Origin of the sequence: Corynebacterium sp. H127, assembly GCF_037482665.1 — a bacterium.
Taxonomy (GTDB): Bacteria; Actinomycetota; Actinomycetes; order Mycobacteriales; family Mycobacteriaceae; genus Corynebacterium.
On the sequence record NZ_JBBHKY010000009.1, the window covers coordinates 70,618 to 96,915 of the forward strand.

General features: G+C 58.0%; 20 protein-coding genes and 3 tRNA genes. 5 read left to right on the forward strand and 18 right to left on the reverse strand.

The features are described 5' to 3' along the window. Nucleotides 1–318: 318 nt before the first annotated feature. From WG936_RS10080 to WG936_RS10095, 4 genes are all read right to left on the reverse strand, one after another. The gene (locus tag WG936_RS10080) at nt 319–1,467 is read right to left on the reverse strand and encodes a UvrD-helicase domain-containing protein (protein WP_339572829.1); all 1,149 of its coding nucleotides are present in this window, start codon (nt 1,465–1,467) and stop codon (nt 319–321) included. A 3-nt stretch (nt 1,468–1,470) separates the two neighbouring features. Then, nucleotides 1,471–3,096 (reverse strand): ATP-dependent nuclease, encoded by a 1,626-nt coding sequence (locus WG936_RS10085; protein WP_445227957.1) that lies wholly within the window; start codon nt 3,094–3,096, stop codon nt 1,471–1,473. Nucleotides 3,097–3,493: 397 nt separating this feature from the next. Next, nucleotides 3,494–4,981 (reverse strand): hypothetical protein, encoded by a 1,488-nt coding sequence (locus tag WG936_RS10090; protein WP_339572831.1) that lies wholly within the window; start codon nt 4,979–4,981, stop codon nt 3,494–3,496. A 185-nt stretch (nt 4,982–5,166) separates the two neighbouring features. Then, nucleotides 5,167–5,239 (reverse strand) — tRNA-Glu (locus tag WG936_RS10095). A 148-nt stretch (nt 5,240–5,387) separates the two neighbouring features. Here WG936_RS10095 and WG936_RS10100 point away from each other — a divergent pair. Then, nucleotides 5,388–5,957: a hypothetical protein gene (locus WG936_RS10100; RefSeq protein WP_339572832.1), complete on the forward strand. Its 570-nt coding sequence runs from the start codon at nt 5,388–5,390 to the stop codon at nt 5,955–5,957. Here WG936_RS10100 and WG936_RS10105 read toward each other — a convergent pair. From WG936_RS10105 to gltX, 4 genes are all read right to left on the reverse strand, one after another. Then, on the reverse strand, nt 5,954–6,508 hold the full coding sequence (locus WG936_RS10105; protein WP_339572833.1) for an HD domain-containing protein: 555 nt from the start codon (nt 6,506–6,508) through the stop codon (nt 5,954–5,956). The two genes, WG936_RS10100 and WG936_RS10105, sit on opposite strands and share 4 nt — an antisense overlap. A 635-nt stretch (nt 6,509–7,143) precedes the next feature. Continuing rightward, nucleotides 7,144–7,216 (reverse strand) — tRNA-Glu (locus WG936_RS10110). Between the two features lie 37 nt (nt 7,217–7,253). Then, nucleotides 7,254–7,325: transfer RNA gene (locus WG936_RS10115), tRNA-Gln, on the reverse strand. 195 nt (nt 7,326–7,520) lie between these two features. Then, nucleotides 7,521–9,002, reverse strand: coding sequence for a glutamate--tRNA ligase (gltX, locus tag WG936_RS10120; RefSeq protein WP_339572834.1), 1,482 nt, complete (start codon nt 9,000–9,002; stop codon nt 7,521–7,523). A 26-nt stretch (nt 9,003–9,028) separates the two neighbouring features. Here gltX and WG936_RS10125 point away from each other — a divergent pair, with 26 nt between their 5' ends. Further along, nucleotides 9,029–10,150, forward strand: a complete 1,122-nt coding sequence (locus WG936_RS10125; protein ID WP_339572835.1) for an isochorismate synthase — start codon at nt 9,029–9,031, stop codon at nt 10,148–10,150. Nucleotides 10,151–10,255: 105 nt separating this feature from the next. Here the strand turns inward: WG936_RS10125 and WG936_RS10130 are convergent, their stop codons facing one another. From WG936_RS10130 to WG936_RS10175, 10 genes are all read right to left on the reverse strand, one after another. After that, nucleotides 10,256–11,047, reverse strand: coding sequence for a fumarylacetoacetate hydrolase family protein (locus WG936_RS10130; RefSeq protein WP_339572836.1), 792 nt, complete (start codon nt 11,045–11,047; stop codon nt 10,256–10,258). A gap of 26 nt (nt 11,048–11,073) precedes the next feature. Further along, complete coding sequence (locus WG936_RS10135) at nt 11,074–11,646, reverse strand: 3'-5' exonuclease (protein ID WP_339564515.1); 573 nt, start codon at nt 11,644–11,646, stop codon at nt 11,074–11,076. Then, nucleotides 11,643–13,490, reverse strand: coding sequence for a DUF294 nucleotidyltransferase-like domain-containing protein (locus WG936_RS10140; protein WP_339572837.1), 1,848 nt, complete (start codon nt 13,488–13,490; stop codon nt 11,643–11,645). The genes WG936_RS10135 and WG936_RS10140 overlap by 4 nt, the downstream gene beginning before the upstream one ends. A 9-nt stretch (nt 13,491–13,499) precedes the next feature. Further along, a complete protein-coding gene (locus WG936_RS10145) occupies nt 13,500–14,507 on the reverse strand; it encodes a 3-isopropylmalate dehydrogenase (protein ID WP_339572846.1) in 1,008 nt (335 codons plus the stop codon). A gap of 59 nt (nt 14,508–14,566) precedes the next feature. Then, nucleotides 14,567–15,022 carry a flavin reductase family protein gene (locus tag WG936_RS10150; RefSeq protein ID WP_339564513.1) on the reverse strand — a complete coding sequence of 152 codons (456 nt, stop codon included), beginning with the start codon at nt 15,020–15,022 and terminating at the stop codon, nt 14,567–14,569. Between the two features lie 4 nt (nt 15,023–15,026). Then, nucleotides 15,027–16,622 (reverse strand): phosphoglycerate dehydrogenase, encoded by a 1,596-nt coding sequence (gene serA / locus WG936_RS10155; RefSeq protein ID WP_339572838.1) that lies wholly within the window; start codon nt 16,620–16,622, stop codon nt 15,027–15,029. Between the two features lie 176 nt (nt 16,623–16,798). Beyond that, nucleotides 16,799–18,367 carry an MBL fold metallo-hydrolase gene (locus WG936_RS10160; RefSeq protein WP_339572839.1) on the reverse strand — a complete coding sequence of 523 codons (1,569 nt, stop codon included), beginning with the start codon at nt 18,365–18,367 and terminating at the stop codon, nt 16,799–16,801. 190 nt (nt 18,368–18,557) lie between these two features. Continuing rightward, nucleotides 18,558–19,562: a ketol-acid reductoisomerase gene (gene ilvC / locus WG936_RS10165; protein ID WP_339564510.1), complete on the reverse strand. Its 1,005-nt coding sequence runs from the start codon at nt 19,560–19,562 to the stop codon at nt 18,558–18,560. Between the two features lie 30 nt (nt 19,563–19,592). Then, nucleotides 19,593–20,111, reverse strand: coding sequence for an acetolactate synthase small subunit (ilvN, locus tag WG936_RS10170; protein ID WP_339564509.1), 519 nt, complete (start codon nt 20,109–20,111; stop codon nt 19,593–19,595). Then, nucleotides 20,111–21,958, reverse strand: a complete 1,848-nt coding sequence (locus tag WG936_RS10175) for an acetolactate synthase large subunit (protein ID WP_339572840.1) — start codon at nt 21,956–21,958, stop codon at nt 20,111–20,113. Before WG936_RS10175 ends, ilvN begins: the two co-directional genes overlap by 1 nt. A 447-nt stretch (nt 21,959–22,405) precedes the next feature. Between WG936_RS10175 and WG936_RS10180 the strand changes: the two genes are divergently transcribed. From WG936_RS10180 to WG936_RS10190, 3 genes are read left to right on the forward strand one after another with little or no spacing between them, the layout of a single operon-like run. Next, nucleotides 22,406–22,906 carry a PH domain-containing protein gene (locus tag WG936_RS10180; RefSeq protein ID WP_339572841.1) on the forward strand — a complete coding sequence of 167 codons (501 nt, stop codon included), beginning with the start codon at nt 22,406–22,408 and terminating at the stop codon, nt 22,904–22,906. Between the two features lie 44 nt (nt 22,907–22,950). Further along, on the forward strand, nt 22,951–24,792 hold the full coding sequence (gene ilvD / locus WG936_RS10185; protein WP_339572842.1) for a dihydroxy-acid dehydratase: 1,842 nt from the start codon (nt 22,951–22,953) through the stop codon (nt 24,790–24,792). A gap of 11 nt (nt 24,793–24,803) precedes the next feature. Beyond that, entirely contained in the window at nt 24,804–26,036 is a 1,233-nt protein-coding gene (locus WG936_RS10190; RefSeq protein WP_339572843.1) for a glycosyltransferase family 87 protein, read from the forward strand. The last annotated feature ends 262 nt before the right edge of the window (nt 26,037–26,298 follow it).

Genomic DNA, 26,298 nt, shown 5'->3' on the forward strand with positions numbered 1-26,298 from the left:
GATGTCAGCGTCAGCCCTCGGCACACTGAACAACCGCCTGTAGCCAAGAAGAACCCCGAAAAACAAAGAAGCCTCGAGACACCGAATAGGAACGATGTCTCGAGGCTTCACAGTGGTACCCCAAACGTTACGCAACACATACAGGGACTTGTCAAGGCTGACGGAAATGACCAATCTGGCAGCACAGACCGGATAAAGCCGAAAGGTTTATCGCCCTGACCGGTCGCTAGAAAGTGGGCTCATTTGGGTCCACACTTCAACTAATGCTTAGAAACATAAAATACCTCGACCAAGCCCCGTCGCTTCAGAAAGCTACTTTTAGAACAGCGACACTTCATTCGGCTGCCATACTTCTATCTGGTCAGGCAAGTTGGCGAGCATCTTTTTGGTAGGTTTCTTTACTAGGAGCGCAACTGAATGCCGTGCACGAGTGACAGCCACATAAAAGCTACAGGCGGATTTGCCTTCGAGATAATTTCCTTGGGAGAGAAAACTTTCCATGGCACCCGTGGCATAGATGGCAACGCGGTCGAAGGTCTGCCCTTTGACTTCACCAAAGTTTTCAAACTCAAGATGGCTCAAGTGTTTGGCTGAGGACTTGGAATGCCTTAGAAGCTTCGGGCTATAGCGTTTCATATATGCATCTATATCATCTCCATGCACTAGGAACATGCCGTCATGACCCGAGACTAGATCAAACTTCGATACAGTCTTCGCAAACTCGAATTCTGACCCAAAGATGGAATCGGCAAAGTCTGCGATTGTTTGGTTAAACCGTTGCGTTTCACACAAATCTTTGATTTCCAATAGACCTTCGAATTCAAACTTCCGGTACCACTTGAGCAATTTCAGCCGGTCGGCCCCCTTGTTCCTGGTCGACGACAAGCTGCTATCCAGCAGTGATTGTCTGGTGTCACCAACAATATATAGAGAGAAATCATTCTGTCTTACCAGGCGTTCAATAACGTCGAGGCCGACTCGACTTATGTCTTGAGCTTCGTCGAACACAACCTCATCAAAGATCCTAGCGAGGCGTTTTTCGACTCTTCCGTCCGACCTCTCCATCACGAGCAGGGCGAGTTCTTCAATCGTCTCTCGATAAATTCGATTACTAGCGTCGAAGTACCTTTCTCGAGTGCCTGACTTCTGAAACTTCAGGTTCTTTCGCCGCCACTCCTCTGCATCTTTCGTTTCACCTTTGAAAGAGAACCCGCCAATTCTCAATCCCTGAAAGCAAAAAGGCAAATAAGGGCGAATACAGTGATGGATCAAGAAACCATACCAACCCAAGACCTGCGCTCGGCACTCCGGAGGGCAGTCTCTTGCCAGACGGCCTTCTAGCTCTCGCTGACCTGTTCGAGTAAGGGTAACCGCTAATCTAGAAGACCCTAAAGAGTCTCCCTTGCATCGTTGAATGATGCTTTCGGTCTTGCCCGCCCCAGCGCAGGCATGGACGAATTCATGCACCTGTTATATTCCATCCTGCACTACGAATGCGATTGCTTCGACGAAATATGTCGGCGGTATCAAGCTGGATTCGGAATCTGCAATCCTGATAGCTGCTTCAGTCTTGTTATGATCTTTCGACATCCAATCGACCGGATCCTGGCTGTCTTTGAGGCACAGCAATTCCCTTAGCTTATCCGTTGCGTTGACCGAACCGATCTGCGGCTCAAGGGTGCAGCCCAGCTCGGGATCGCCAATGAATAGCTCCCGCTCTCCGTCTTTGAGAAAACTCTTAAGGTTATCGCGCGTTTCCCAGTAGGCTTTGACCTTACCGTCATTGTCACGCAAACATGCGACCTTCCTCTCAAGCTGTGCTGAGAGCTCGAGCACACGAGAGAATCCAACTCCTTTGACAGAAATAACATCGATGCCAGCGTCTAGGGGGTCTTTTGCGTGGAGGTCCCGAAAAAAGCGGTTGAAGATAATCTCGTCGGAAGGCCCCTCGACTGCCACGACTTGGTCCGCAAGAAGAAGCCGAAGTGTATCAAATCCGGAGACCTTTCTAAAGAAGCGAACTGTTGGATCGGTCAGTACTTCGAATTTGTGGACCGCTCCCTCGCTCACCATCGCAAGTTTGTCCAGACCTAAACGGTTCATTACGAACGAGCTATGGGTCGTAATGAAGAGTTGCTTGTCCCCTGCTTCTTGTTCAATCAAGTTCAACAGAAGTCGCAATCGGGTGTGGCTGAGATGATTCTCTGGCTCTTCAATTAGAATGCAGCTCTGCGATTCGCCGATGGCACTCAGAGCAAGGAGGGTCTTAGCAGTTACCTGCGCTCCTTGCCCTGCAAGATTGAGGGGCAAGTCCTCAATCCCCGGAATCAGAGTCGAATCCCACGACGCCGAACGTGACTGATCGACCTGAACACCTACTGCCTGTGAACCATTATTCGTCGCCTCTGCATGGAGCTGTTCATTGATTTTCGCCAATTCTTTCTTCCCAAGTTCTGAACGCAAACGCCTGTGCTCCACAGATATTTCCGTCTTTACACGTTCATCGATCTTGGAGTCAAGAAGTTGTCGTGTGTAGAGATCTAGCCCTACCTTGGCAGCCACTGCTTGAGAGTCGATGATCGAGGTGCCGATTCCTTTTGGAGTACGGAAGACCGGAGCGTCTGAGAAATCTCTCCATTCCAGTGTGTAGTACTCAACAGGCAGAATGTCCGGGTAGTCATCAGTAGAAAAATAGGACTCTAGTTCCGCTAAGTATTCTGGATCGGGGCGTGCGTGGATCGACAGACCTATTGAGTCCTCGTTAGAGAGATTATGGATGCCTCGCATGCGTTGCAATCCTTTCTCTTCGCTTTCTAGATGCAAGTCGATCCGGAACTCCGGAAATTCAGCAGTCAGTCCCATCCTCTTTGCCTTAAAGAACTCGGCAACAAGTTCCTTGTTGAACCAATATGGGTTCAGTTCGTCAGACGCTCGAGACCGGCCAATACGGCCTGTCAAGGTAATGGCTATAGCTTCCAGAAGTGTAGACTTCCCTGAATCATTGCCACCGACGATTATGTTGGTTCCGAGACTAGGCTCGAATACCATTTCCTTGAACTTCCTATAGCCCCTAATATGAACCTTCGTGATTTGCACTTGCAGAATCCCCCGTCTTGCAGTCGCCAACTGTGTACGACAAACCGCTTATCAATTAACACAATGATTATACCAAGCGAAGTAACTTAATAATAGGCTACACCTTTAGCCCTGGATATCGCGTCGCACAATCAACATTAGGCGACGCTACTATAATTTTTTACATGTTTGATGGTGAGACTTTCTCCGCTTGAAGCTTGCACATAATTTATGATTTTAAACAGAGGTGATCCCGCTTACCGCTGGATCATTTTTGTTTACATTCTGCGAACAAAATGTAAACAAAATACTCACGAATCAGCGATTTTTGCGTCAAATTTCTCAAAACTTTCTTGCCGTTTCCTAATAGGTTAATCGGAAATATACCCCCCTCCAGTGTGCTCTTTTACCGAAGAAATCAGCTCATATCCATCTTGTCATTGTCGATTTCTGCATCAGCAACCCGACTCGCAAGTTGCTGCACCAGTCTCTCCCGCTCAAACCTACCTACCGTCGGAACAACCGGCATTTTCAGCTGCCGCATTGGATTGCGATCGTCAAGATGTCCCTCACACCACGACAACCACTCCACTGCCTGATCACGCTCGACACCAGAAAGCTCTGCTACCCGCGCACGCATTTCCTCGATATACCGACGAGCCTGTTTAAACCGATCCCACGCCATCGCCTGCCTCTCCAGCTCATCGTAGAGACCACGGTTGCGAAACACCTCGTCAGCTTGTTTCTCAGCGATGGCCAACTTTTTGGCCCACCTGACTTTAGCCCGGCGATCCATTTCAGCGTCGTAATCTGACCAGAGCTGATCCAGGGTAATTCCAGCCAGTACCTTCGCAAATCCATCTTCAGCCACCCGTATTTTCGTATCCTTGGCTTGGTAGCGACCGATCGTGATCGTCAGCAGCCCGTTGTACGGATGGTCGTAAAACTTCTTCAACTCCGCCTTTGGATACCAACGCTTGCGGTCTTTGTAGTCCGCCAGTTCTTTCTTCGTCGCCGGCCACTCCACCCGATCAACCTGCTCAGTAGCTGAAACAAAGAAATCACGCCCATCGACCTGGAACCCATAGCCGGTATCCCGCACGTCTAAAGAGCCTCGTTCCCGCGACGTCTTATACCCGGAGTACGGATCAACTTCGCTCTCTCCGTGCGACCAACCCCGAGCATCCACCTCGGAAAACAACTGATGCAACAGACGGCGAGCACGAGGCTTCATTTCTGTCGACACATTCGTCAAGTACTTCATCATTTGGCTTACAGCGCGATGGTGCCGCTTGATTTCCTCTGGAAGCGGATCACTGAGCCAATGATCTACCAGTACTAAAGCTATATCCACGTCATACTTTTTCTTGCTCCAACTCCCGACGTTGCGTGACCGAGTGCTCACCCGCCAGGTATCACCAAGCAAGTTCTTCGCTGAACGCAGCTCATTAGCCCTCTGGTTCCAATCCACCGCACCGTCATCCTCTAGCTCAGGACGAGTCACGATGTGAAACTCCGTCTCCAGAATCTCCTCAAACAACAACTTAGTGCGCGCAGCCACGACCGACCCCATCGCCACCACCGGCCGTGGTGCTGGCTTTTCGGACACCTCTGACTTAGGAGCTCTTCTGTTTGGAGAGCGTTTCCTAGGCTTTTCTGTGGCAGGCGTTGTCCCTAGTTCCGAGATGGAAAGATTCGGCCATTTCTTCCCGAGCTCCGTTAGCCAAACTTGCCAAGAATCCCCACTACCAGAGATCTCAACCAAGCCAAGCCGCTCAAGCTTGCGCGCATGACCCCGGTAAACAAGATCGGGATCCTTGATCGGATCATCCTCAGGCTGACCAGCCCTAATCCACTCCAAAGCTTCGACCTGGAGAGCAGTTAACCCCTTGATCTTCTGTGCCACAACGACCACCGATCTCGCTCGCTACCTGAAGCAATTGTCCCAGGGTCGAGCGCTTAACACGCGCCTTTCGCTGTGCAATCTGAGGTTAGCCATTGCGCCTACAACATTTTGTCTTTTAACCCCAGGTGTGGCCGTTTAAGGGCGAAAATAAAGAGCTCCTTCCGAAGAAGGAGCTCTTTATTTAGTACCCCGTACGGGATTTGAACCCGTGTTACCGCCGTGAGAGGGCGGCGTCCTAGGCCGCTAGACGAACGGGGCGCGGCATCTGCTTTTAAAAGCGGACTAGGCAATAGTAAACATAAGGGAACAAAAGCACCAAATCTAGGCCATAGCCTGCAGATTTGCTAACTTGCCACATTCTCACTTTCATCTCGTGTACAAGTGAAATCGGCAATAGACTGTAGGCATGACCACTGCCAAGTTTCCTGTTCTCATTGTCGTCGCCACGCTTGCTCTTGGCCTTTCCTCCTGTGGAGCAGATAAAAAGCCTGAGCCGGAAGTTCACACCGCCGTCGTCACCGTCACGACCACGTCGGAGTTGGCACCCACCCCACCGCCGATAGCAGCAGTGACGACGACGTCGACAAAACAGATTCCACCACCACCGCCTCCTCAACAGGCCTCGCCTAGCAACTTCCAGCAGGAGATGGCGGCGAAGCTGCAACAAAGCATGCATCCAGGAGATCCCATCGAGATCTATGGCAACAACATGACGCTGTGTACCCAAGGCGACGGCTACGGGATCCACATGCTGGCGGCCGGAGAAAACACAAGCTGCGAGTTCGCCCTAGCGTTGATGGGTGCTCAGATCGCTGGCCTCAACGCTACTGATGACAACGTCCGCGAACATCTGCAACCTTCTGTAGCCGTCACCAGTCCGGTAACCAATCAGCCTTACACCATGACCTGTGGCACTGACGCGAACAAGGTGATCACTTGCTCAGGCGGCAATGACGCGCTCGTGGTGCTGTACTAGCACTCCTGCAGTTCTTCGACCAGTGCAGAATACTGCGGCAGCACTGGCGAATCCGGGATTCGCGCCTGTGCCACCTCTAGGATCGAGCGGTACCACCACTGTTGGCGCTCCTTCCCAGAGTTGAAGCGCTCCCACAATTCCGCGCCGATTTCCGAATGATCAGTCAGGATGCTCATGAGGTTGTGCATTTTGTCGCAGAGTGAGACCAGCACCGATTCTGGCGATGCCTCATAGCGTAGGTGCTCCAAGTAGGCGTCCGCGCGTTCTTGCCAGGTGGGCGATTCCTGCTTCGTCACGCCCAGCACGATGGAGGTCACTCGCTCACCAAAGTCTGCGCCCATCTGGGCAGCGCCATACTTTTCGGGGACGTCCTCGATGGCGTCGTGAAGCAGGCAGGCGATCAGTACGTCCTCGTCGGTAGTCGCACTGGCGGCGATACTCATGACACCAAACAAGTGAGAAACATAAGGGATGTTCGTGCCTTTGCGGAGGTGTCCATCGTGGGCCCAGGCTGCGGTGTTGATGGCGCGCATAAGGCGAGGTGTGAACATGGATTCTCCTATGACGTGGAAGAAGCCCCACCATTTCGGTGAGGCTTTCCGTTGATAACGCAGTGGCCGTATCTAAGCGGTGTTCACAGCTTAGTTCGACATCCGGAGCGGAAGTTTCGTTTACACCATTTGCTTTCGATGCAACGTCCGCCATATCTCTGAAGGGAAGTTATGTCGAGTGTGCGCTTAGCTGACCGTATTTGCGGACGCTCTTTCGCATTCACACTTCTTTCTGTTAGCTCCACCTTCGCGCATATCTGGCGCTTGTAGAAGGATTGGATTACGGCTGGGCACGCTTTACAGAAGGTGCGATTGGAGTGCGTCGATAATTTTTCAGCTCTTCCATTCACTCTCCTATCTAAGTTGGGTGCTACTTGCGATACAACGTTGTATACCTGAAGCATAAACACCGCCCCAGCTGCAGGGAAGCCTTTGTGAGAAGTTCCATTATCCGGTGGTTATGACCAGTTTTTCACTCTTTTGCCAAACCGGGTACACGGGGGCCGTTAACCAATTAGACTTATTGAGGTTGCCCGCGCTTCACCCCTACGGCTTGATCAACATGCAGGTTCCAACTGGGGCCGTTTAAGAGCGAAAACAAAAAGCTCCTTCCGAAGAAGGAGCTTTTTATGTTGTACCCCGTACGGGATTTGAACCCGTGTTACCGCCGTGAGAGGGCGGCGTCCTAGGCCGCTAGACGAACGGGGCAGGACTTCTGTTGATTATGCAGTACAGATAACTGCGGCTGGCCTACCAGGACTCGAACCTAGAATGACGGTACCAGAAACCGTAGTGTTGCCAATTACACCATAGGCCAATGTTTCCAGCGTTTTGTGCGCTGTGCAACGAGGAATACTATAACCACAATCGTGCAACTTCAACAAATCCGCTGGTGGCAGGTGCCCTCTGAGTTGGATTTCTGCCCCGGGGTCGAATTACTCACCCCGGAACGTCGGGAAAACGGCTGAAACTTCCACCCGGAGTGGGAAATTCCGCAAACGCCAGCTAGCCCCTAAGCGAAAGGAGTTGCTTCCCGCGCAGCGCGCAGACGGTTCAGAGTGGACTCCTTGCCCAGCAGCTCCATGGACTCGAATAACGGTGGGGACACCGCAGCACCGGAAATTCCCACGCGCAGGGCGCCGTAGGCTTTGCGAGGCTTGAGCTCGAGGTCGTCGATAAGCGCCTTGGACAGCGCTGCCTCGATGCTCGCAGTGTCAAAGGAATCGAGCGCGGAAAGCACCGAAATCGCCACCTCCAGTGGCTGCACGGCGTCCTCCTTCAGATTCTTGCGCGCCGACTTCTCGTCCAGCACCAGGTCAGAATCCGCGGTGAAGAGGAACTTGATGAGCTCCCAGCCCTCGGAAAGGGTCTTGATGCGGGTCTGGGTCAGGGAGGCAAGGAAGGCGAACTTCTCGGCGTCATAGGACGCTGGGAAGTCCGTGTACTCCTCCAGGTAGGCGCGGAAGCGCTCGGCGAAGTCTTCCGCCGAAAGCAGTCGAATGTGGTCCGCGTTGATGGCCTCGAGCTTCTTCTGATCAAAGCGAGCCGGGTTGGAGAGCACGTCGGCGACGTCAAAGTTGGAGATCAGATCATCCACAGAGAAGATGTCCTGATCGGCGGACAGGGACCAACCCAGCAAAGCCAGGTAGTTCAGCATGCCCTCTTTGATGATGCCGTTGTCGCGGTGATTGAACAGGTTGGACTGCGGATCGCGCTTGGAGAGCTTCTTGTTGCCCTCGCCCATCACGAACGGCATGTGGCCGAACTCCGGCGTAAACGAAGTCACGCCGATGCGTTGCAACGCCGCGTACAGGGCGAGCTGACGCGGGGTGGACGGGAGCAAGTCCTCGCCACGCAGCACATGGGTGATGCCCATGAGAGCGTCGTCGACCGGGTTCACGAGGGTGTAGAGCGGCGCACCATTGGAGCGAGCAACCACGTAATCCGGCTGGGTGGCGGACTGGAAGGAGATCTCGCCGCGAACGAGGTCATTCCACTTCCACTCCTGATCCGGCATACGCAGGCGCCACACCGGCTTGCGGCCTTCTGCCTCGAAGGCGGCAATCTGCTCTGCGGTCAGCTCACGATCGTAGTTGTCGTAGCCCAGCTTCGGGTCACGTCCGGCAGCCTTGTGGCGCTCTTCTACTTCTTCGGCGGTGGAGTACGCGGGATAGACTTCGCCGGCGTCGATAAGCTTGCGCAGCACATCCTCATACAGGGACATGCGCTGGGACTGACGGTACGGCTCGTGTGGCCCGCCGATGACCACGCCTTCGTCCCAGTCCATGCCGAGCCAGGTGAGGGAATCGATGATTGCTTGGTAGGACTCTTCGGAGTCCCGGGCGGCGTCAGTGTCTTCGATGCGGAAAACCAGTTTGCCACCAGTATGGCGAGCATAGGCCCAGTTGAACAGTGCGGTGCGGACCATGCCGACATGCGGGGTGCCGGTGGGCGACGGGCAGAATCGTACGCGTACTTCAGTCATGGCACCCAAGTCTAGTCCAGTAAGCTGTTGTGATTATGAGTAACCCTCGGCCGTCCACCGCCCCCGATTTCCTGCTCTCCCGGTCGCATGGCTCCGTGCGCACCCAGGGCAGTTTGGAGACATACACCGACGCCTGGGATGCCGCCGCCGCGTTAAAGGCCGGCAAGCACGACATGATCGTGGGTGCACTCCCCTTCCTGCGTGACGCCCCAGCCGCCCTTACCGTCCCTGCCCAGGTGATCCGCGAGGACGGCCCACTGGAGCCGCACTCCTACTACCGGATGGGCCCCGGCTCCGAGCTATCGGCACGCGTCACCGGATTCGACCCCTCACCCGCCGAGCATGTGGAGCGCGTCGCTGCCGCCGTATCGACGCTGTCCTCGACCCTGTTGGAGAAAGTGGTGCTCGCCCGCGCTGTGGACATCCGCTTTTCGACGCCCGTAGACCCCCGACTCGTCGCCGCGCGGCTGATCGACAACTCCCACAACTGCGACGGCTTCATCGCCGACCTCTCCCCCGTGGGCCGCGGCTTCCTGGTGGGTAGCTCCCCCGAGGTCCTGATCAAACGCCAGGGCTCGACGGTTTCTGCCTACCCGCTCGCCGGCTCCGCACCGCGTGTCGACGACCCGGTGGCCGATCACCTAGCCGGCGCCAACCTCCAGGCCAGTGCAAAGGATCTCTCCGAGCATCGCTTCGTAGTCGAGCACTTGCAACGGATCCTCACCCCGCTGTGTTCTTCGCTTTCAGTCCCAGACCAGCCCGAGCTCACCAAGACTGACGAGATGTGGCACTTGGCCACGCCGATTGTCGGCACTCTTGCGCAGCCGACAACTGCCCTTGAGCTCGCGCTACGCGTCCACCCAACCCCCGCGATCTGTGGCACACCTGTCGACGCCGCCGAAGCGCTCATCGAATCCGTGGAAACCCCCCGTGGCTTCTACGCAGGAGCCGTCGGCTGGTGCGATAATGCCGGCGACGGCGAATACATGGTGGCCATTCGTTGCGCGGAAGTTTCTCCAGACGGTCTCACAGCTCGCGCTTGGGCAGGCGGCGGGATTGTTTCCTCCTCCTCACCGGCCGCAGAGCTTGCGGAAACCGATGCCAAGCTTCGCACGATCATGCGCGCTCTGGGGTTGGGATCTCAAAACCGACGGTGAACGCAGCACTTCCACGCGAAGTGACAAATCCGGCGGCCGGAGCACACAACAAAGCCCAAACCACTCAAAGAGCGGCTGGGCTTGATGCATCTGGCGCTAAAGCAACTAGGCCCGCTCGATCGGGTTCCCCAAAGAGCCGATGCCTTGGACCTCGATCTCGATGAAGTCGCCGGGGACCATTTCCTTGGTGCCCGCTGGGGAGCCGGTGATGACGATGTCGCCGGGCAGCAGGGTCATGGACTCGGTGATCATTTCCAAGATCTCGCCGAAGGTCTTGATCATCTGGTTGGAGTTGGAGTCCTGCGGCGTGGTGGTCTCGCCGTCGTGGGTTAGGTGCGCCTTGATGGAGATGTTGTCGAACTCAAACTTGTCCAGGTCGGTTTCGATCCACGGGCCCATCGGCGCGAAGGTGTCGATGCCCTTGGCACGCGCCCACTGGCCGTCAGAGAACTGGAGGTCGCGGGAGGAGACGTCGTTGAGGATGGTGAAGCCGAGGATGTAGTCGCGCCAGTCGTCGGCCTTGACGTTCTTGCACGGCTTGGATATCACCATGGCGACCTCGCCCTCAAATTCCACCTTGGTGGCAAAGTCTGGAATTTTAATGGCTGCGCCTGGTCCCACGACTGCGGTTGAGGGCTTCAGGAAGATCGTCGGCGGCAGCGCCTCGGCACTCTTGTGGAAAACCTCTGCCACGTGATCGGCGTAATTGCGCCCGAGGGCGACGATCTTGCCCGGCAGCATCGGGGCGAGCAGGCGTACCTCGGAGAGCGGCCACTGCTTGCCCGTGAATTCTGGGGCCTGAAATGGGTGGCTAGAAATCTGCTTCGCAGTGGTTCCTTCGTCGTCGATAACGCAGAAACACATTCCCTCTGGGGTGGCAATTCTTCCGATACGCATAGGGTGATCATACACACACTACGCAATTAAGGCTGCAGTTCCCTTAAGGTACGTAAGGAAAATTGCGCTACCAAGCAAAGGTAGAGTTCCGCACAGGAAATTGCATCCATTAAGGCGTTGTGAGCTCGGTAATTGGGCAAACCATAGCGCTGCCGAATCCGCGGGAGTCGAAGGTCCTCGCCGCGCGGATAGGTGCCCATGCGTTCCATGTGGCGTCGTTCTAGGGCGAAAGTATCCACTACTTGGGGTTTGAATCGCCGACCGATCGCGTGACGGAGGAACTGGGTTTCTATGGACGCATAGTGCGCGAGCAACACTCGCCCCGAGAGCGCCTCTTGGAACAGCGGTAGCACGCTGTCCAGCGCTACGCCCGCGGCCAGTTGATCATTGGTGAGGCCGTGGATGTTGACGCTCCCGCTGACGTCGCCGGTGTCTGAAATGACAAAGTACTGTGCTTTGCCGAGGTGGATCACGCCGGCGTCGATAGGCACCCATCCGATGGACAGGATTCGATCCTTGCCTGCCTTGAGGCCCGTGGTTTCGATGTCGACGGCCAGCAAACGCAGCTGCGAGACTGGGGTTGAGCGCGGGATTTTCATATGCTGCGGACCGGGAATTTCGTGGCCAGCGCGGTCTGCATGTTCTTGATGATCTGGAAGGCATCACGCAGGTGCTCGCGGTCCATCTTGCTCAGCGCCTTCGGGTCCACGTGGTAAGAAGGTCGCTCCCCCGCCCGGACTTGGTCGGCCTGCCACCGCAAGGACATCGTGAAGAGGAACTCATAAGCATCGACGAGGTCACTGGCTCCCTGCGCCGAGACGGCCTTGCCTGCCGACGCCTGGAGCCGCGCAACCGTGCCCACCTCAGCGACTCCTGAAGCCAGCGCATACAGGCGCGCCATTTGAACTACCGCCGCGATACCGCCCTTCTTGACGTCGAGAGTGTTTGCGTATTCGCCGGAGCGATCCAGGACGAAGCCCCGGAAAAAGCCGAGTGGCGGTTCACGCCGTGCGGCCAGCGCAGCCAGGTGGGCGCGCATTCGGCCCGCCCCCTGAGCCATCTCGACGGCCGCCGCATGCACCTGCTCCGCTAAGTCGAGCGCACCATAAATCCCGCGGTAGTCGAAGAAGGTCTGCGCGTGCAGCAAGGCGTCCGGTTCTGGGGCGGAGATCCAGGTGCGGAAGGTGCTGATCCACTCGGAGACCGTCATCCGCCAGTTGGGGTTCATCGCCATCATGTCGCCTGGGCAGCGCACCTGGCCAGCTTTGTCGAGGCCTTCGCAGACGAAGGTGGTGAGTTGCGCGAAGTACTCTGCGTGTTCGGGGCGGTAGTCGTCGGAAAGCACCAGGCAGTTGTCCTGGTCGGAAGCGAGCCCCATGCCGCGACGCCCTTGGGAGCCCACGACCACGAAGCAATATGGCACCGGCGGTGGGCCGAGCTTCTCTTCCCCGAGCACTAGGAGCCGACGGGCCAGGGAATCCGCGGCGACTGTCAGCAACGCGGTGACTTCCTCCGCAGAGGCACCCCGCTCAATAAACCGGACAGCGACCTCCGCCGAGTTGGCATACACCGTGCCAAGCTCCTCCGGCGAGTTACGGCGGGAGAGGTCTGCGGTGAGGTAGATCGGATCGTGGCGCAGCAGTCGCATGATGTCGGCGGAAGCAATGATGCCGGCGATCTCGCCGTTGGACACCACTGGCAGATGATGGATGCCCCGCTCGGCCATCATGAGCATCGCTTCAAAGGCGAGTGCGTCTGGTGCAGCGAAAATCGGCGAGGGGGTCATCACCACGGAAACTGGTTGCGTGATGTCATCGCCGCGGGCAACTACTTTGCGCAGGTCTCGGTCGGTCAAGATCCCCTCGAGTGTGGACTCCGGCGCAATGAGCAGCGATGATACGTCCGCGTCCTGCATAGCTTGTGCAGCCTGCTGGATCGTGGCCTCTGGGCTGATCTGGGCCGGCTCCGGAATCATGAAGTCTGCCAGCTTGGTGCGGAGCACCTCGGCGGAGGTGTTGTCCCGCAGCTGGCTCGCGGCCTGGCGGATGCGCGCGCTCTGGGTGGAGAAATAGCTGTCCAACAGGGGGTTTTGCTCCGCCAAGATGGTGAACTGCTCGCGTGGCAGGCGCAGCAGCAGCGAATCTTCCTCCGCAAGCATCGTATAGAGGGAGGAAGAGTCGCCCTTGAGGGTGGAATAGCCAAAGGAACGGCCCGCTTCCCGCCGGTCCAGCAGCACCCCTTCGGAATCGAGGACGTCCACGGCCCCGGAGCGGATGACATAAAGGTAATCGTTCTTGTCACCTGCTTCGAAGATCTTTTCTCCGCGGCGAACATAAATCGCTTCCATTTGCCCTGGCAGCGCGGCCATCTCTGGCGCGGGCAGCTCGGAGTACGGGGTGAAGCCGGAAAGGAAGTCGCGGATCTCCTCGAGTTCAACTGTCATGCCATGAGACTAAACGCTGGCGGCGATCCTGTCTCCGATTTCGGTCGTAATAATCTCGGTGCGGGAAACTACATCGGCAGCCACGGCTTTTTCAATCCGCAGCGCATTGGGCTCGTCCCCTAAGTGGCGTAGTAGCATCGCGGCGGACAGGATCGCGGCAGAGGGATCAGCAATGCCTTGTCCGGCAATATCCGGTGCCGAGCCGTGGACGGGCTCGAACATGGACGGATTGGTGCGGGTGGCGTCGATGTTGCCGGAGGCCGCGAGGCCGATTCCGCCGGTAACTGCGCCGGCGAGGTCGGTGAGGATGTCACCAAAGAGGTTGTCGGTAACGATGACGTCATAACGCTGCGGGTCGGTGACCATGTAGATGGTGGCAGCATCAATGTGGTTGTAGTCCACCATCACTTCCGGGTATTCGCTGGCCACCTCGGCGACAGTACGTTCCCACAGGCCGCCGGCGTTCACCAGCACGTTAGTCTTGTGCACCAGGGTGAGATGCTTGCTGCGAGCCATTGCCCGCTCGAAAGCGTCGCGCACCACGCGTTCCACGCCGAAGCGGGTGTTCTGGCTGACCTCCGAGGCGACTTCCTGTGGGGTGCCCACACGCAGCGCTCCACCGTTGCCGCAGTACAGCCCCTCAGTGCCTTCCCGCACCACCACGAAGTCGATCTCCCCCGGGTTTGCCAGCGGGCTTGTCGACGTCGGGTACAGCTTCGCCGGTCGCAGGTTCACATGGTGATCCAACGCGAAGCGCAGTTTCAGCAGCAGTCCCCGCTCGAGCACGCCGGGTGGCACGGCACCCGGGGCTCCGATCGCGCCCAAGAGGATCGCGTCATGTTTCCGCAGGGATTCCAGATCGGCGTCGGTGAGGAGTTCGCCGTTCTTCAGGTAGCGGCGCGCGCCGAGGTCGAAGTCGGTGGTTTCGATGTCTTCGCGCACAGCGCGCAGGACTTTCAGCGCTTCGGCGGTGACCTCAGGGCCGATGCCGTCGCCACCAATAACAGCAAGTTTCAACATTTGGGATTCCTCTCTCACCTAATGGGATGAGTGAGAGTGTAGCACGCACCAGCGTGTTAGGAACCGATAATTCCGTTCGCGTACACCATCGGGGGATTCCCTGACAGCTCAAGGTGGGAAACCGCGATGGTAACGATGGTGTGATCGCCGCCGGGAAACAATCCGGCCACGCGGCCGGAAATCCAACCGGCAGCATCTTCGATCACTGGAACGTCTCCTAGGCGTCGACAAGCAACGCCAGCAAACTTATCGGGCAGTCCGCTAGCAAACTGTCGCGCCACCGCGCCCTGATGCGCTGCCAGGATAGACACCGCGATCGGAGCCCCCACCGACAGCACCGCCAGTGTCCGAGAGGAATTGTCGATGCTGACCAACACCATCTCTGGATCCAAAGAAAGTGAGGCGAAGGCACTCACCGTCAGCCCTAGGTCCTCACCTTTATGGTGAGTAGTCACCACGGTCACCCCCGAAGGGAAAGCGCCGAGGACCTGCCGAAATGTTGCCTTCGCCATCAAATTAATCCAGCTCCAGCTGGAACTTCTTGGCACCGCCGAGGGAAGCGCCGATCTCCTCGAAGAGCTCGTCCGGAACTTCCTTGTTCACGCGCAACACGAGGATAGCGCCGTTGGACTCCTGCTCCAGGGACATCGCGGCGGCTTCAACGTTGATGTCTTGAGCGCCCAACAAGGTGCCCACCTTACCCAGGGCGCCAGGCGCGTCTGGGTAGAACATGAACAGGTTGCGGCCGGTGGCGCGCATATCAATCCCGCGGCGGTTGATCCGCACGATCTTCTCCTGGCCTTCCAGACCGGCGCGCGCACCAACTACCGATGCCTTCGAGCCATCAGCAGCGAAAGCCCGCACGACCAGGGAGGAACGATGCGTGAGCGACTCGGAAGAAGAGGAAACCTTCAGCTCTACTCCGCGGTCAGCGGCGAGCTGCGGCGCGTTCACGAAGGTGACCGGCTGATCTACCTGGCCTGAGAACAGGCCACGCAGTGCAGCCAAGCCCAACACGTCCGTGCTCTCGGAGGAAAGCTCACCACAAGCCTCAACTTCGATGGTTACCGGCACGCCGTCCAGCAGGTTACCCACGACCAAGCCCAGCTTCCGGGCCAGCTCGAGCCACAGGGAAACCTCTTCGCCAACACGTCCACCGGAAACGTTGACGGCGTCAGCTACGAACTCGCCGGCCAGTGCCTTCAACACGGAATCGGCAACGTCGGTGCCAGCGCGATCCTGCGCTTCCACCGTAGAGGCGCCGAGGTGCGGCGTGACAACAACCTCGGGGCGCTTATACAGTGGCGAATCGGTGCAAGGCTCAGTATCAAAGACATCGAAGCCAGCGCCACGGATGTGGCCGGACGCAATGGCGTCGCATAGCGCCTGCTCGTCCACCAGACCACCGCGGGCAGCATTGATGATGATCTGTCCCTGCTTCGCCTTGGCCAACAGCTCGGCATTAAACATGCCGGCAGTTTCCTTAGTCTTTGGCAAGTGGATGGTGACGAAGTCTGCGCGCCCCATCAACTCATCCAGCTCAACGAGCTCCACGCCCAGCTGCGCGGCGCGCGCAGGATTAGCGTATGGGTCATAAGCGATGATGTTGGTTTCGAAAGCGGCAAGACGCTGCGCAAACAGCTGACCGATGTGACCGAAGCCGACAATGCCGACAGTCTTGCCGAAGATTTCCACACCCTTGAAGGAGGAACGCTTCCACTCGCCACCACGGAGGGAGGCATCGGCGGCAGGAATCTGGCGCGCAGTGGACAGCAGCAGCGAAATAGCATGCTCACAGGCGGAGTGAATGTTGGAGGTTGGGGCATTACAGACCATCACGCCGCGATCAGTAGCAGCCTGGATATCAACGTTATCCAGGCCGACGCCTGCGCGACCAACGATCTTCAGATTAGGGGCAGCGGCGAGCACCTCTGCATCGACAGTGGTGGCGGAACGCACCAGCAAGGCATCTGCCTCTGGGACGGCCGCGAGCAATTCAGCCCGATTTGGACCATCTACCCAACGAACTTCAACAGCATCTCCGAGCGCATCAACAGTGGACTGCGCGAGCTTATCGGCGATGAGAACTACAGGACGGTCATTCGAGGCCACTTAAACATCTCCTGAGGATGGGATTGACCACTTCACGCAGGCACGACCGCGTCGGCGCGAAGCAGGTTGCCGCCGGCACGAGTGGCGACAACTGGTTCAACAGTCTAGCTTCCAGCGCGACTTAGGCAATGGCTACTCACAAATATAGGGGTGATTCTATTCATCCCATTGCATAGCTACTGGTACGTTACCAACCACGGACGCGGCGCGACGCCCATTGTGCGCTGCGGATCAAACATCGGAGTGTCCTCATCGTGGAAGTTCTTCCAGGCCAGGAAAACGCGGGGATCCAGGTCCTGCTTGACTGCCTCCCAGGTAGCCAGCTTGTCCCCTTCGCTCCCGTGGCCGTCGACATGCAGCACCGTAGCCAATTCATCATGGAATTGCATATTTTCCCGATCCCGGATCATTTGCAGCTGGAATTGGTGCAGTACGAAAGGCTTCTGCGGCAAATCATTGTCCCGGGTGAGCTGCGCTAGCCATTCGGAGACTTCATTCACCTCAGCGATCTCCACATGCCCCACTTCCTGCATAGGCCGTTGCTCCCCATACAGTTTCCATTCTGGGTCCAACGCTAGCCCGACATTAGGGCGCTTGAGCAGCTCCTCGTAGCGCTTGGCCTGATCCAAGAAGGAAGCCCGGCCCGGCTGGAGATCCAGGATCGCATAGCCGCCCGCCGCGGTGATGGCATCGATGTAGGGCGCTAGTTCTTCTGGCTTCGACTCATTGGAAAAGTCCCCGTCTGCCCCCGGGCCACCGGAGGCAACGGTAGCGATGATCTCAAACGCGGGAACCACGGGGTCTGCCGTGTGTTCCTGGTATTGCGCAACCCGGCGCTGTACCTCAGTGGCGGCCTCAGCTGGAGGTTGCTCGCCCATCACTCCCAGTGCAGGGCCACTTGGGTGCCCGTAGAGCGCCACTACGTGACGGCCGGGGAATACGAGTCCCCCACCTCCGGGCTGCTCGGCCTGCGTTTGAGCTGCCTCGATCCGCGACTTGAGCTCTGCCGAGGTTCCAAACTCGTCCCCCAGCGCCAAAACTGGTTTATCTGCCAGTCCGACCGTCGCCGCCTTCGATTCAGCGTTAAAGCGCGGATCGGCATAATCCAGCACTTTCACCGGCGCCCCAAAGGCGCGCGCTGATGCGACCGCAGCTACGGAAGTTTCTGGCCCCGCGAGCACCGGCGGAGCGGTCCCACCATCTTGGGTGCTTTGCATCGGGAAGCCCTTGGGGGCAGTAATATCCCGCGGCGCTAGTTCCTCCCCCGGCACGTTGAGCAGCACCGGGTGATCCAGATCCAAGCCAGCGACATCGCTGAGCAAATGCTCTGCAGGCCGCTCCTCAAACTGCACGGCTGTGAGGTCTCCCAGTGCTTCCTTGGTCCCGGGATCCGGAATGATGCTGAGGCCTGGCTGTTCCACCGGCGTGGCATCACCGACCATCAGCACGGTGTGTACACCCAGCTCCCCGAGCGCTGCGACCACGTCCTGCTGTGTTTCCGGTGTGGAGATCAGCATCGGTGCATGCGCCACGACGCTTATCGACGCCGCTCGCGCTTGCGCCGCCACCTCGGGCCCGGACACCACCGCTACTTCCGACTTCTCGAAGATCAGCTGAGCCACAGGCGCCCCCGATTTTTTCGGATCCGAGACCACCTGTGGCTCTTCACCAAATCGCGGTGCCACCTGGGCGGTCTCCTTCATATTCTGCTCGGCTGCGCTCATGCCGTCCTGCGAAGGCGCCACGTTGCAGGACGCGAGCAGCAAGCTGCAGGCGAGGATAATCGAAGCACGAGAGATGGAAATAATGCCGGCACCTTTCGAAGTGTTTAACTATGTTGCAAGGGTCAACAATACCCGAGGCGTGGGTTCGTGCATGGAAATGCAAAGGCCGCGGCCCTCGGGAATCCCGGAGCCGCGGCCTTGAGAAAACTAACTAGACGAGTGGATTTTTGACCCAGCTCATGAGTTCCCGCAGCTTGGCGCCAGTGGCTTCGATTGGGTGGTTGGCAGTTTCCGCGCGCAGCTCTTCGAGCTCCTTGTTGCCACCCTCAACATTGGCAACGAGGCGCTTAGTGAAGGTGCCGTCCTGGATGTCCTTGAGGATTTCGCGCATGGCGGCCTTGGATTCCTCGCCAATAACGCGTGGGCCGGAAAGGTAACCGCCGAACTCTGCGGTGTCCGAGATGGAGTAGTTCATGGCAGTCAGACCGCCCTCGAACATTAGGTCAACGATCAGCTTCATCTCGTGCATGCACTCGAAGTAGGCCATCTCCGGCTCGTAGCCTGCCTCGACGAGCACGTCGAAGCCAGCCTTGATCAGTTCCTCGGCGCCACCGCACAGGACAGCCTGCTCGCCGAAGAGATCGGTCTCGGTCTCGTCCTTGAAGGTGGTCTCGATGATGCCGGCACGGCCACCACCGATCGCCGAGGCGTAGGACAGGCACAGTGCCTGCGCCTCACCCTTAGGGTCCTGATCAACAGCGATCAGACACGGCACACCCTTGCCATCTTCGAACTGACGGCGCACCAGGTGGCCTGGGCCCTTAGGGGCAACCATACCGATGGTGACATTGGCTGGTGGGGTGATCAGGTCAAAGTGGATGTTCAGGCCGTGGCCGAACAGCAGCGCGTCGCCGCCCTTCAGGTTGGGCTCAATGTCCTGAGTGAAGATCGCTGCCTGCGAGGTATCCGGGGCCAGCAGCATGATGACATCTGCCCAGGCAGCGGCATCCGAGTTGGACTTGACCTCGAAGCCAGCCTCGCGGGCCTTGTCTGCCGAGTTGGAGCCATTACGCAGGCCGATGGCAACCTCAACGCCGGAATCACGCAGGTTCTGCGCGTGGGCGTGGCCTTGGGAGCCGTAGCCGATGATGGCAACCTTACGCCCCTGGATCAGGGAAAGATCGCAGTTGTCATCGTAAATCATCTCGATAGCCATGGTGATGTAGTGCCTTTCTATAGGTGGTTTCTAAAGTCTATTGGGGGCCATGGTCTTTGGCCCGCGGTTCATTGCAATTTCACCCGAATGTAGGATCTCCCGGATGCCGAAGGGTTCCAGCACCTCCAGCAGTGCCCGGAGCTTACCAGGAGTGCCGGTGGCCTCGATCACAACTGATTCGGGCGCCACGTCGACCACACGAGCTCGGAAAATATTCGCAGCATCCACGACGTGCGGACGAGTGGTGTTATCCGCGCTGACCTTGACGAACATCAGCGCGCGGGCAATCGTGTTTTCCTCATCCAGCCGTACAACTTTCAGGACGGGCACCATCTTGTTGAGCTGCTTGGTGATCTGCTCCACGGCATGTTCCTCACCGTAGAACACGATGGTGATGCGGTTGATGCCTTCATTCTCCGTGCGCGCCGAGGACATGGAATACATGCTGAAACCGCGGCGGGCAAACATTCCGGAAATGCGGGAGATGATGGCGTCTTGGTCTTGGACGAGCACGCTCAGGGTATGGCGTGGTCCGCTTGGCGTGATCATTAGTGCTCCCTCTCCATAACCTCGGAAACGTCCTGTGGGCTGTCTTCTTCAAACAGTGGCTGCAAGCCCTTGGCGTACTGGATGTCTGAGTTGGAGTGACCGGCAGCGACCATCGGCCACACCTGAGAGTCCTCCCCCACGATGAAATCAATCACCACCGGTCGGTCATTGATTTCTCGCGCCTTCTGAATGGTCGGCAGGACTTCCTCATCTTTGGTAACGCGGAATGCCGCGCAGCCCATCGCCTCAGCCAGCCCGACGAAGTCCGGAAGGTAGTTGTCCCGCTCGCCCAGGTTGGAGTTGGAATGTCTACCGTCATAGAACAGCGTCTGCCACTGGCGGACCATACCCAGGTTACCGTTGTTGATCAACGCCACCTTGATAGGAAAGCCCTCCACAGCACAGGTAACCAGCTCCTGGTTGGTCATCTGGAAACAGCCGTCGCCGTCGATCGCCCAGACTTCCTTGTCCGGGTGTGCGGCCTTGGCTCCCATGGCTGCCGGGATGGCATACCCCATGGTCCCGAGACCGCCGGAGTTCAGCCATGTGCGGGGCTTCTCAAAATCAAGGAACTGCGCTGACCACATCTGATGCTGACCGACGCCCGCACAGTAGATGGCATCAGGACCCGCCTCCTGCGAAAGCGTCTGAATCACAAATTGCGGCTCCACGATGTCCGGCCCCTGCTCCTCATAGCCACGCGGAAAGCGACTCTTGAGGTCATTGAGGTAGGTCAACCACTGGGACATACGCGGCGCGGGCAGGTCATGTGCCCGATATGCCTCCAGCAGTGCGCTGAGCACTTCGGCAGCGTCTCCGACGATGGGAACTGCGGTTTCGCGAATCTTGCCGATCTCCGCCGGGTCAATATCAGCGTGGATGACCTGTGCGCCGGGGGCGAAGCTCTTGACTTGTCCGGTGACGCGGTCGTCGAAACGCGCGCCGATGGTGATCAGCAGATCGGCGCCTTGTAGCGCACCGACAGCAGGAACCGCACCATGCATCCCCGGCATGCCCATGTGCTGTGGATGGGAATTCGGGAATGCTCCGAGTGCCATGAGGGTGGTGACAACTGGGATGCCCGTGTGCTCCGCAAATGCGCGGAGCTGGGCGGAGGCGTTGGCTTTGATCACGCCACCGCCGATATAGAGGACAGGTCGTTCTGCTGCGGCGATCATCCGCACTGCCTCATCGATCTGGCGCGCGTGCGGGGTAGTGACTGGGCGGTAACCGGGCAGATTCATCACAGGCGGCCAGGAAAACTCCATCAGCCCTTCCTGGACGTTCTTCGGAACATCCACCAGAACCGGCCCTGGGCGGCCTGTCGACGCCAGGTGGAAAGCCTCCGCGATCGCGGCCGGGATTTCCTGTGGATCAGTGACCATGAAGTTGTGCTTGGTCACTGGGATGGTGATGCCGCGGATGTCGGCTTCCTGGAAGGCATCGGTACCCAGCAGACCAAGACCCACCTGGCCGGTAATGGCGACGATAGGGACTGAATCCAAGTTGGCGTCGGCAAGCGGAGTGACCAAGTTCGTGGCGCCCGGGCCGGAAGTCGCGATGCACACCCCGACCTTTCCGGAGGCTTGGGCATAGCCGGTGGCGGCATGGCCCGCGCCCTGCTCGTGTCGCACAAGCACATGGTTGATCTTCGAGGAGGAATGCAGCGGATCGTAGAGTGGGAGCACCGCTCCACCTGGAATACCGAATACAACGTCGGTGCCTAGTTCTTCCAGCGCACGAACGATGGCCTGCGCGCCGGTCATTTTCTCCGGCTGCTGAGATCTAACTCGCTTGGCCAACGCCGCAGGGGACGGGGCCGGACCGTTGGTTCCTGGCTCAGTCACAAGATGCTCCTTTAAGTATCTGCATTGTTTTCCTCTCCTCGCTTTGCTTGGGGTCCTGCGGGTGGTGGTCCTGAGCTACAGCAACTTGATGTGAAAACGGGGCTTAAACGTCAAAACCCTCGTCCAACACTGTGGTGGGTGTTGTCGAGGGCGCTTGACTGGGGACGACTTGAAGCAGATGTCGCTACGGCAAGCGCCGTGTGCGTACGAGTACTACAAGTCGAATAATGTGCATGCCTCGATAATACACATTGCAGTTCGGGCGGTTGGTGGTTTTGGGAATTTAGTTCCACTCCCCAGAATTGTCCCACACTTTGAAACAGTTGTCCCATTTTTGCCCCCATTGCTGACGAGTGACTTCGATCACCTGCGCAAATGTGACCGCCGCTACCAGGCGGCCTACCCCGACTGCCTCAAAACCGCTCTTCCATGCCTACAATGACAGCTATGAGTTCTGACACCGCCCAGGCATCACAAGTGCCCTCGGCAACCACGTTCAACGCAGACCGCACCCACCTACTTGGTGCGGGTGTCATGGGACTAATTTCGCTCCTCGTGATCGGCGCTAAGCCGCTGTATCTGTTCTGGCTCTTGGCTATTCCCCTCATATTCGCCTACTGGGTCCTCAAATCTAAGACCACGGTCGACGAGCGCGGCATCACCGCGCACTACGCCTTTTCCAAGCCAAAATCAGTGATGTGGGAAGAATTCAGCGGAATCCGCTTCGGAGGCAGCAAAGCCTACGCGCGGACGACATCAGAATCAGAGTTTTCCCTCCCGGGTGTCTCATTCAACTCTTTGCCTGCGCTCAGCCAGGCCTCCCAAGGTCGCATCGTCGATGTCCTGACCGCGGGCCGCGAAGCAGCTGATGAAAAGGTGGTCATCTTTCACCGCGACGGCCGCCAAGTCATCATGAGCAAAGAGGAAGCCGAGAGTCGCACAGACTGAGGCGCCACGGGAACGAACCAACCCAAGAAAATGAGCCTGAAGCCATGATTCCCCTTCGTTCCACCGTAACCACCGTTGGCCGCAACGCTGCTGGTGCCCGCGCGCTTTGGCGCGCAACGGGCATGGGCGACAATGACTTTGGCAAGCCAATCATCGCGATCGCCAACTCATATACTCAGTTCGTTCCCGGCCATGTCCACTTGAAGAACGTGGGCGACATCGTAGCGGAGGCTATTACAGCCGCCGGTGGCGTAGCCAAAGAATTCCACACGATTGCTGTCGACGACGGCATCGCTATGGGCCACGGTGGCATGCTGTACTCACTGCCTTCCCGCGAGATCATCGCCGATTCCGTGGAATACATGGTTAACGCACACACCGCTGATGCTCTGGTATGCATTTCCAACTGCGACAAGATCACCCCAGGCATGCTCAATGCCGCCCTACGTCTTAATATCCCCGTCGTTTTTGTTTCCGGTGGCCCGATGGAGGCTGGCAAAGCAGTAGTGGTCGATGGCGTGGCGCACGCACCGACGGATCTGATCACCGCGATCTCTGCCTCAGCAAGCGATGCCGTAGATGACGCCGGACTCAGCGCTGTCGAGCAGTCCGCCTGCCCAACCTGCGGTTCCTGCTCCGGCATGTTCACCGCAAACTCGATGAACTGTCTTACCGAAGCTCTGGGGCTTTCACTGCCAGGCAACGGCTCCACGCTGGCGACTCATCAATCCCGCCGCGCGCTCTTTGAAAAGGCGGGCAGCACGATCGTCGAGTTAGCACAGCGCTACTACCAGGATGGCGACGAGTCCGTCTTGCCGCGCAACATCGCCAACCGGGCAGCCTTCGAGAACGCAATGGCGCTGGACATGGCAATGGGCGGCTCGACCAACACCGTCCTGCACATCCTCGCTGCAGCTCAGGAAGGTGGGATAGATTTCGACCTGTCTGATATCGATGCACTGTCCAAGAGGGTCGGATGCCTGTCCAAGGTCTCCCCTAATTCGAATTACCACATGGAGGATGTCCACCGAGCAGGCGGTATCCCGGCGATCCTCGGCGAACTCTATCGTGGCGGCCTCCTCAACACCGCCGTCCACTCGGTGCACGCCGACTCGCTGCAGGAGTGGATCGCCCAATGGGACATCCGCTCGGGTACGGCCAGCGCGGAAGCTATTGAGCTCTTCCACGCCGCACCAGGCGGCATCCGGACCACCGAGCCTTTTTCCACAGCCAACCGCTGGGAAACCCTCGACACCGACGCAGAAAACGGCTGTATCCGCGACGTGGCCCACGCCTACACCAAGGATGGTGGCCTCGCCGTTTTGCGTGGCAACGTCGCTCCCGACGGCGCGATCATCAAGGCCGCGGGCATTGAAGAAGAGCTCTGGCATTTCAGCGGTCCTGCCCGCGTGGTCGAGTCCCAAGAGGAAGCCGTGTCCGCGATCCTCAATCGCACTATTCAGGCCGGCGAGGTCCTGGTGGTGCGCTATGAAGGCCCCTCCGGCGGACCAGGGATGCAGGAGATGCTGCACCCGACAGCCTTCCTCAAGGGCGCAGGACTTGGCAAGAAGTGCGCCCTCATCACAGACGGCCGCTTCTCCGGAGGCTCCTCTGGGCTCTCCGTCGGCCACATCTCCCCTGAGGCCGCACATGGTGGAGTTATCGGGTTGATCGAAGACGGCGACATCGTCACCATCGACGTGCACACCCGCGAGCTGTCAGTGGCTGTCGACGAGGATGAGTTGCAGCGGCGTCGAGAAACGATGACGGCGAGCGATCGCCCCTGGCAGCCACGCGCGCGCAACCGCCCGGTGACCAAGGCATTGCGTGCCTACGCCGCGTTGGCAACCTCCGCCGACAAGGGGGCCGTCCGCCAAGTGGACTAAGATACAGTCCCATGACTTTTGAGGTTTCTCCGAAACTCCGGAAAACGATCACCGCCATGGGACTGACAATCGGCCTCTGGCAGATCATTAACTACTTTCTCAACTGGCATTCCCGCATCGATATGGAGGTGTACCGGGCGGGGGCGCGCGCCTTCATCGACAACAAATCCTTATACGAAAGCCCCTTTGATGTTGGTGGCATCGCGCTGCCCTTCATCTACCCACCATTCGGTGCAGCGATCCTGACTCCTTTCGCCTTGATGAGCGACGTGGTGGCGGGAATCGCGATCATTCTCATGTCCGCGGCGCTGACCTTCCTATGCATCTTCGTCATCGCACGAGCCCTGATGCCCCGCACCCCGGAGCTCGCGCTGATGTACACCGCGCTGATCTGGCCACTGGCGCTGTTGTCCGAACCCCACACACAGAACGCCAACTTCGGCCAAATCAACGTCCTAGTGATGGCGCTGTGTGTGCTCGACCTCGTCCCACGCAAGCACTTTCTGCCCCAAGGCACCCTGATCGGTATCGCCGCCGCAATCAAGCTCACCCCGGTGATGCTGTGCCTGTACTTCCTACTCCGCAAAGACTTCAAGGCCATTGGATTCGCCGCGCTCTCTGGTGTCATCGTCACCGCACTCACCGCCTGCATTCGCCTGAGCGCGACCAAGGAATACTTCCTCGGCATGCTGCTAAAGATGAATTCGACCTCTGGGGCCGGCGTCGGCACTGCCTACTTGTCGAATCAGTCGATCAAGGGCATGCTTGCGCGCTGGGCACCTTCGGAAGAGGCCGCGATGGCGCACCAAGGCTTGATCGATACAGCCTGGCTAGTGATCGTGCTGCTCGCGATTGCGCTCTGTGCGCATTTGATGCTGCTGATGCTGCGCCGCGGCATGCTTATCGACGCCGGGCTGGTCAACGCCGGCCTGATGCTGATGATCTCCCCCATCTCCTGGACCCACCACTGGGTCTGGATGCCGCTTTTCGCCATGGCTCTCATTTACCGCTGGGTGAACACGCCAGGAAACCCGGTTGAGCTGGCAGTTTCCGGAATAGCGACGTGGCTATTCTGTCTCCAAATCAAGCCGCAGTGGATCTTCGGCGACCTTGGCAACGAGATGTTCCAGCTCAACTTCGGCCAGAAGTTCATCCTGTCCGGTTACTTATGGCTGATGATCGCGATCCTGATCAGCCTGTATGTGTCGCTGCTGCGAGGTTCGCGGCGAACCATCGATAGCTAACTTCCCTGGATGTCACTGGTTTTCACTAAGCCTGTACTGGGAAGTTCGGCATTTAAAGTTCAGCGGAATACCCGGATGTTCGGCCTAGGCAAACGCTTGCAGTTGATCGCGAACCCCTTTTGCCGAACTTCCCAGGGCGGTGTCAAGCTGTGAATGCACCACAAACCAGAAAGGTGGTTCGTGGTGGTTCAACGATCAACACAGAAGATAAGGGACCATGCGGTGGCTTCGGTGCTTGCCGGCCGACGGGTAACTGTGGTCG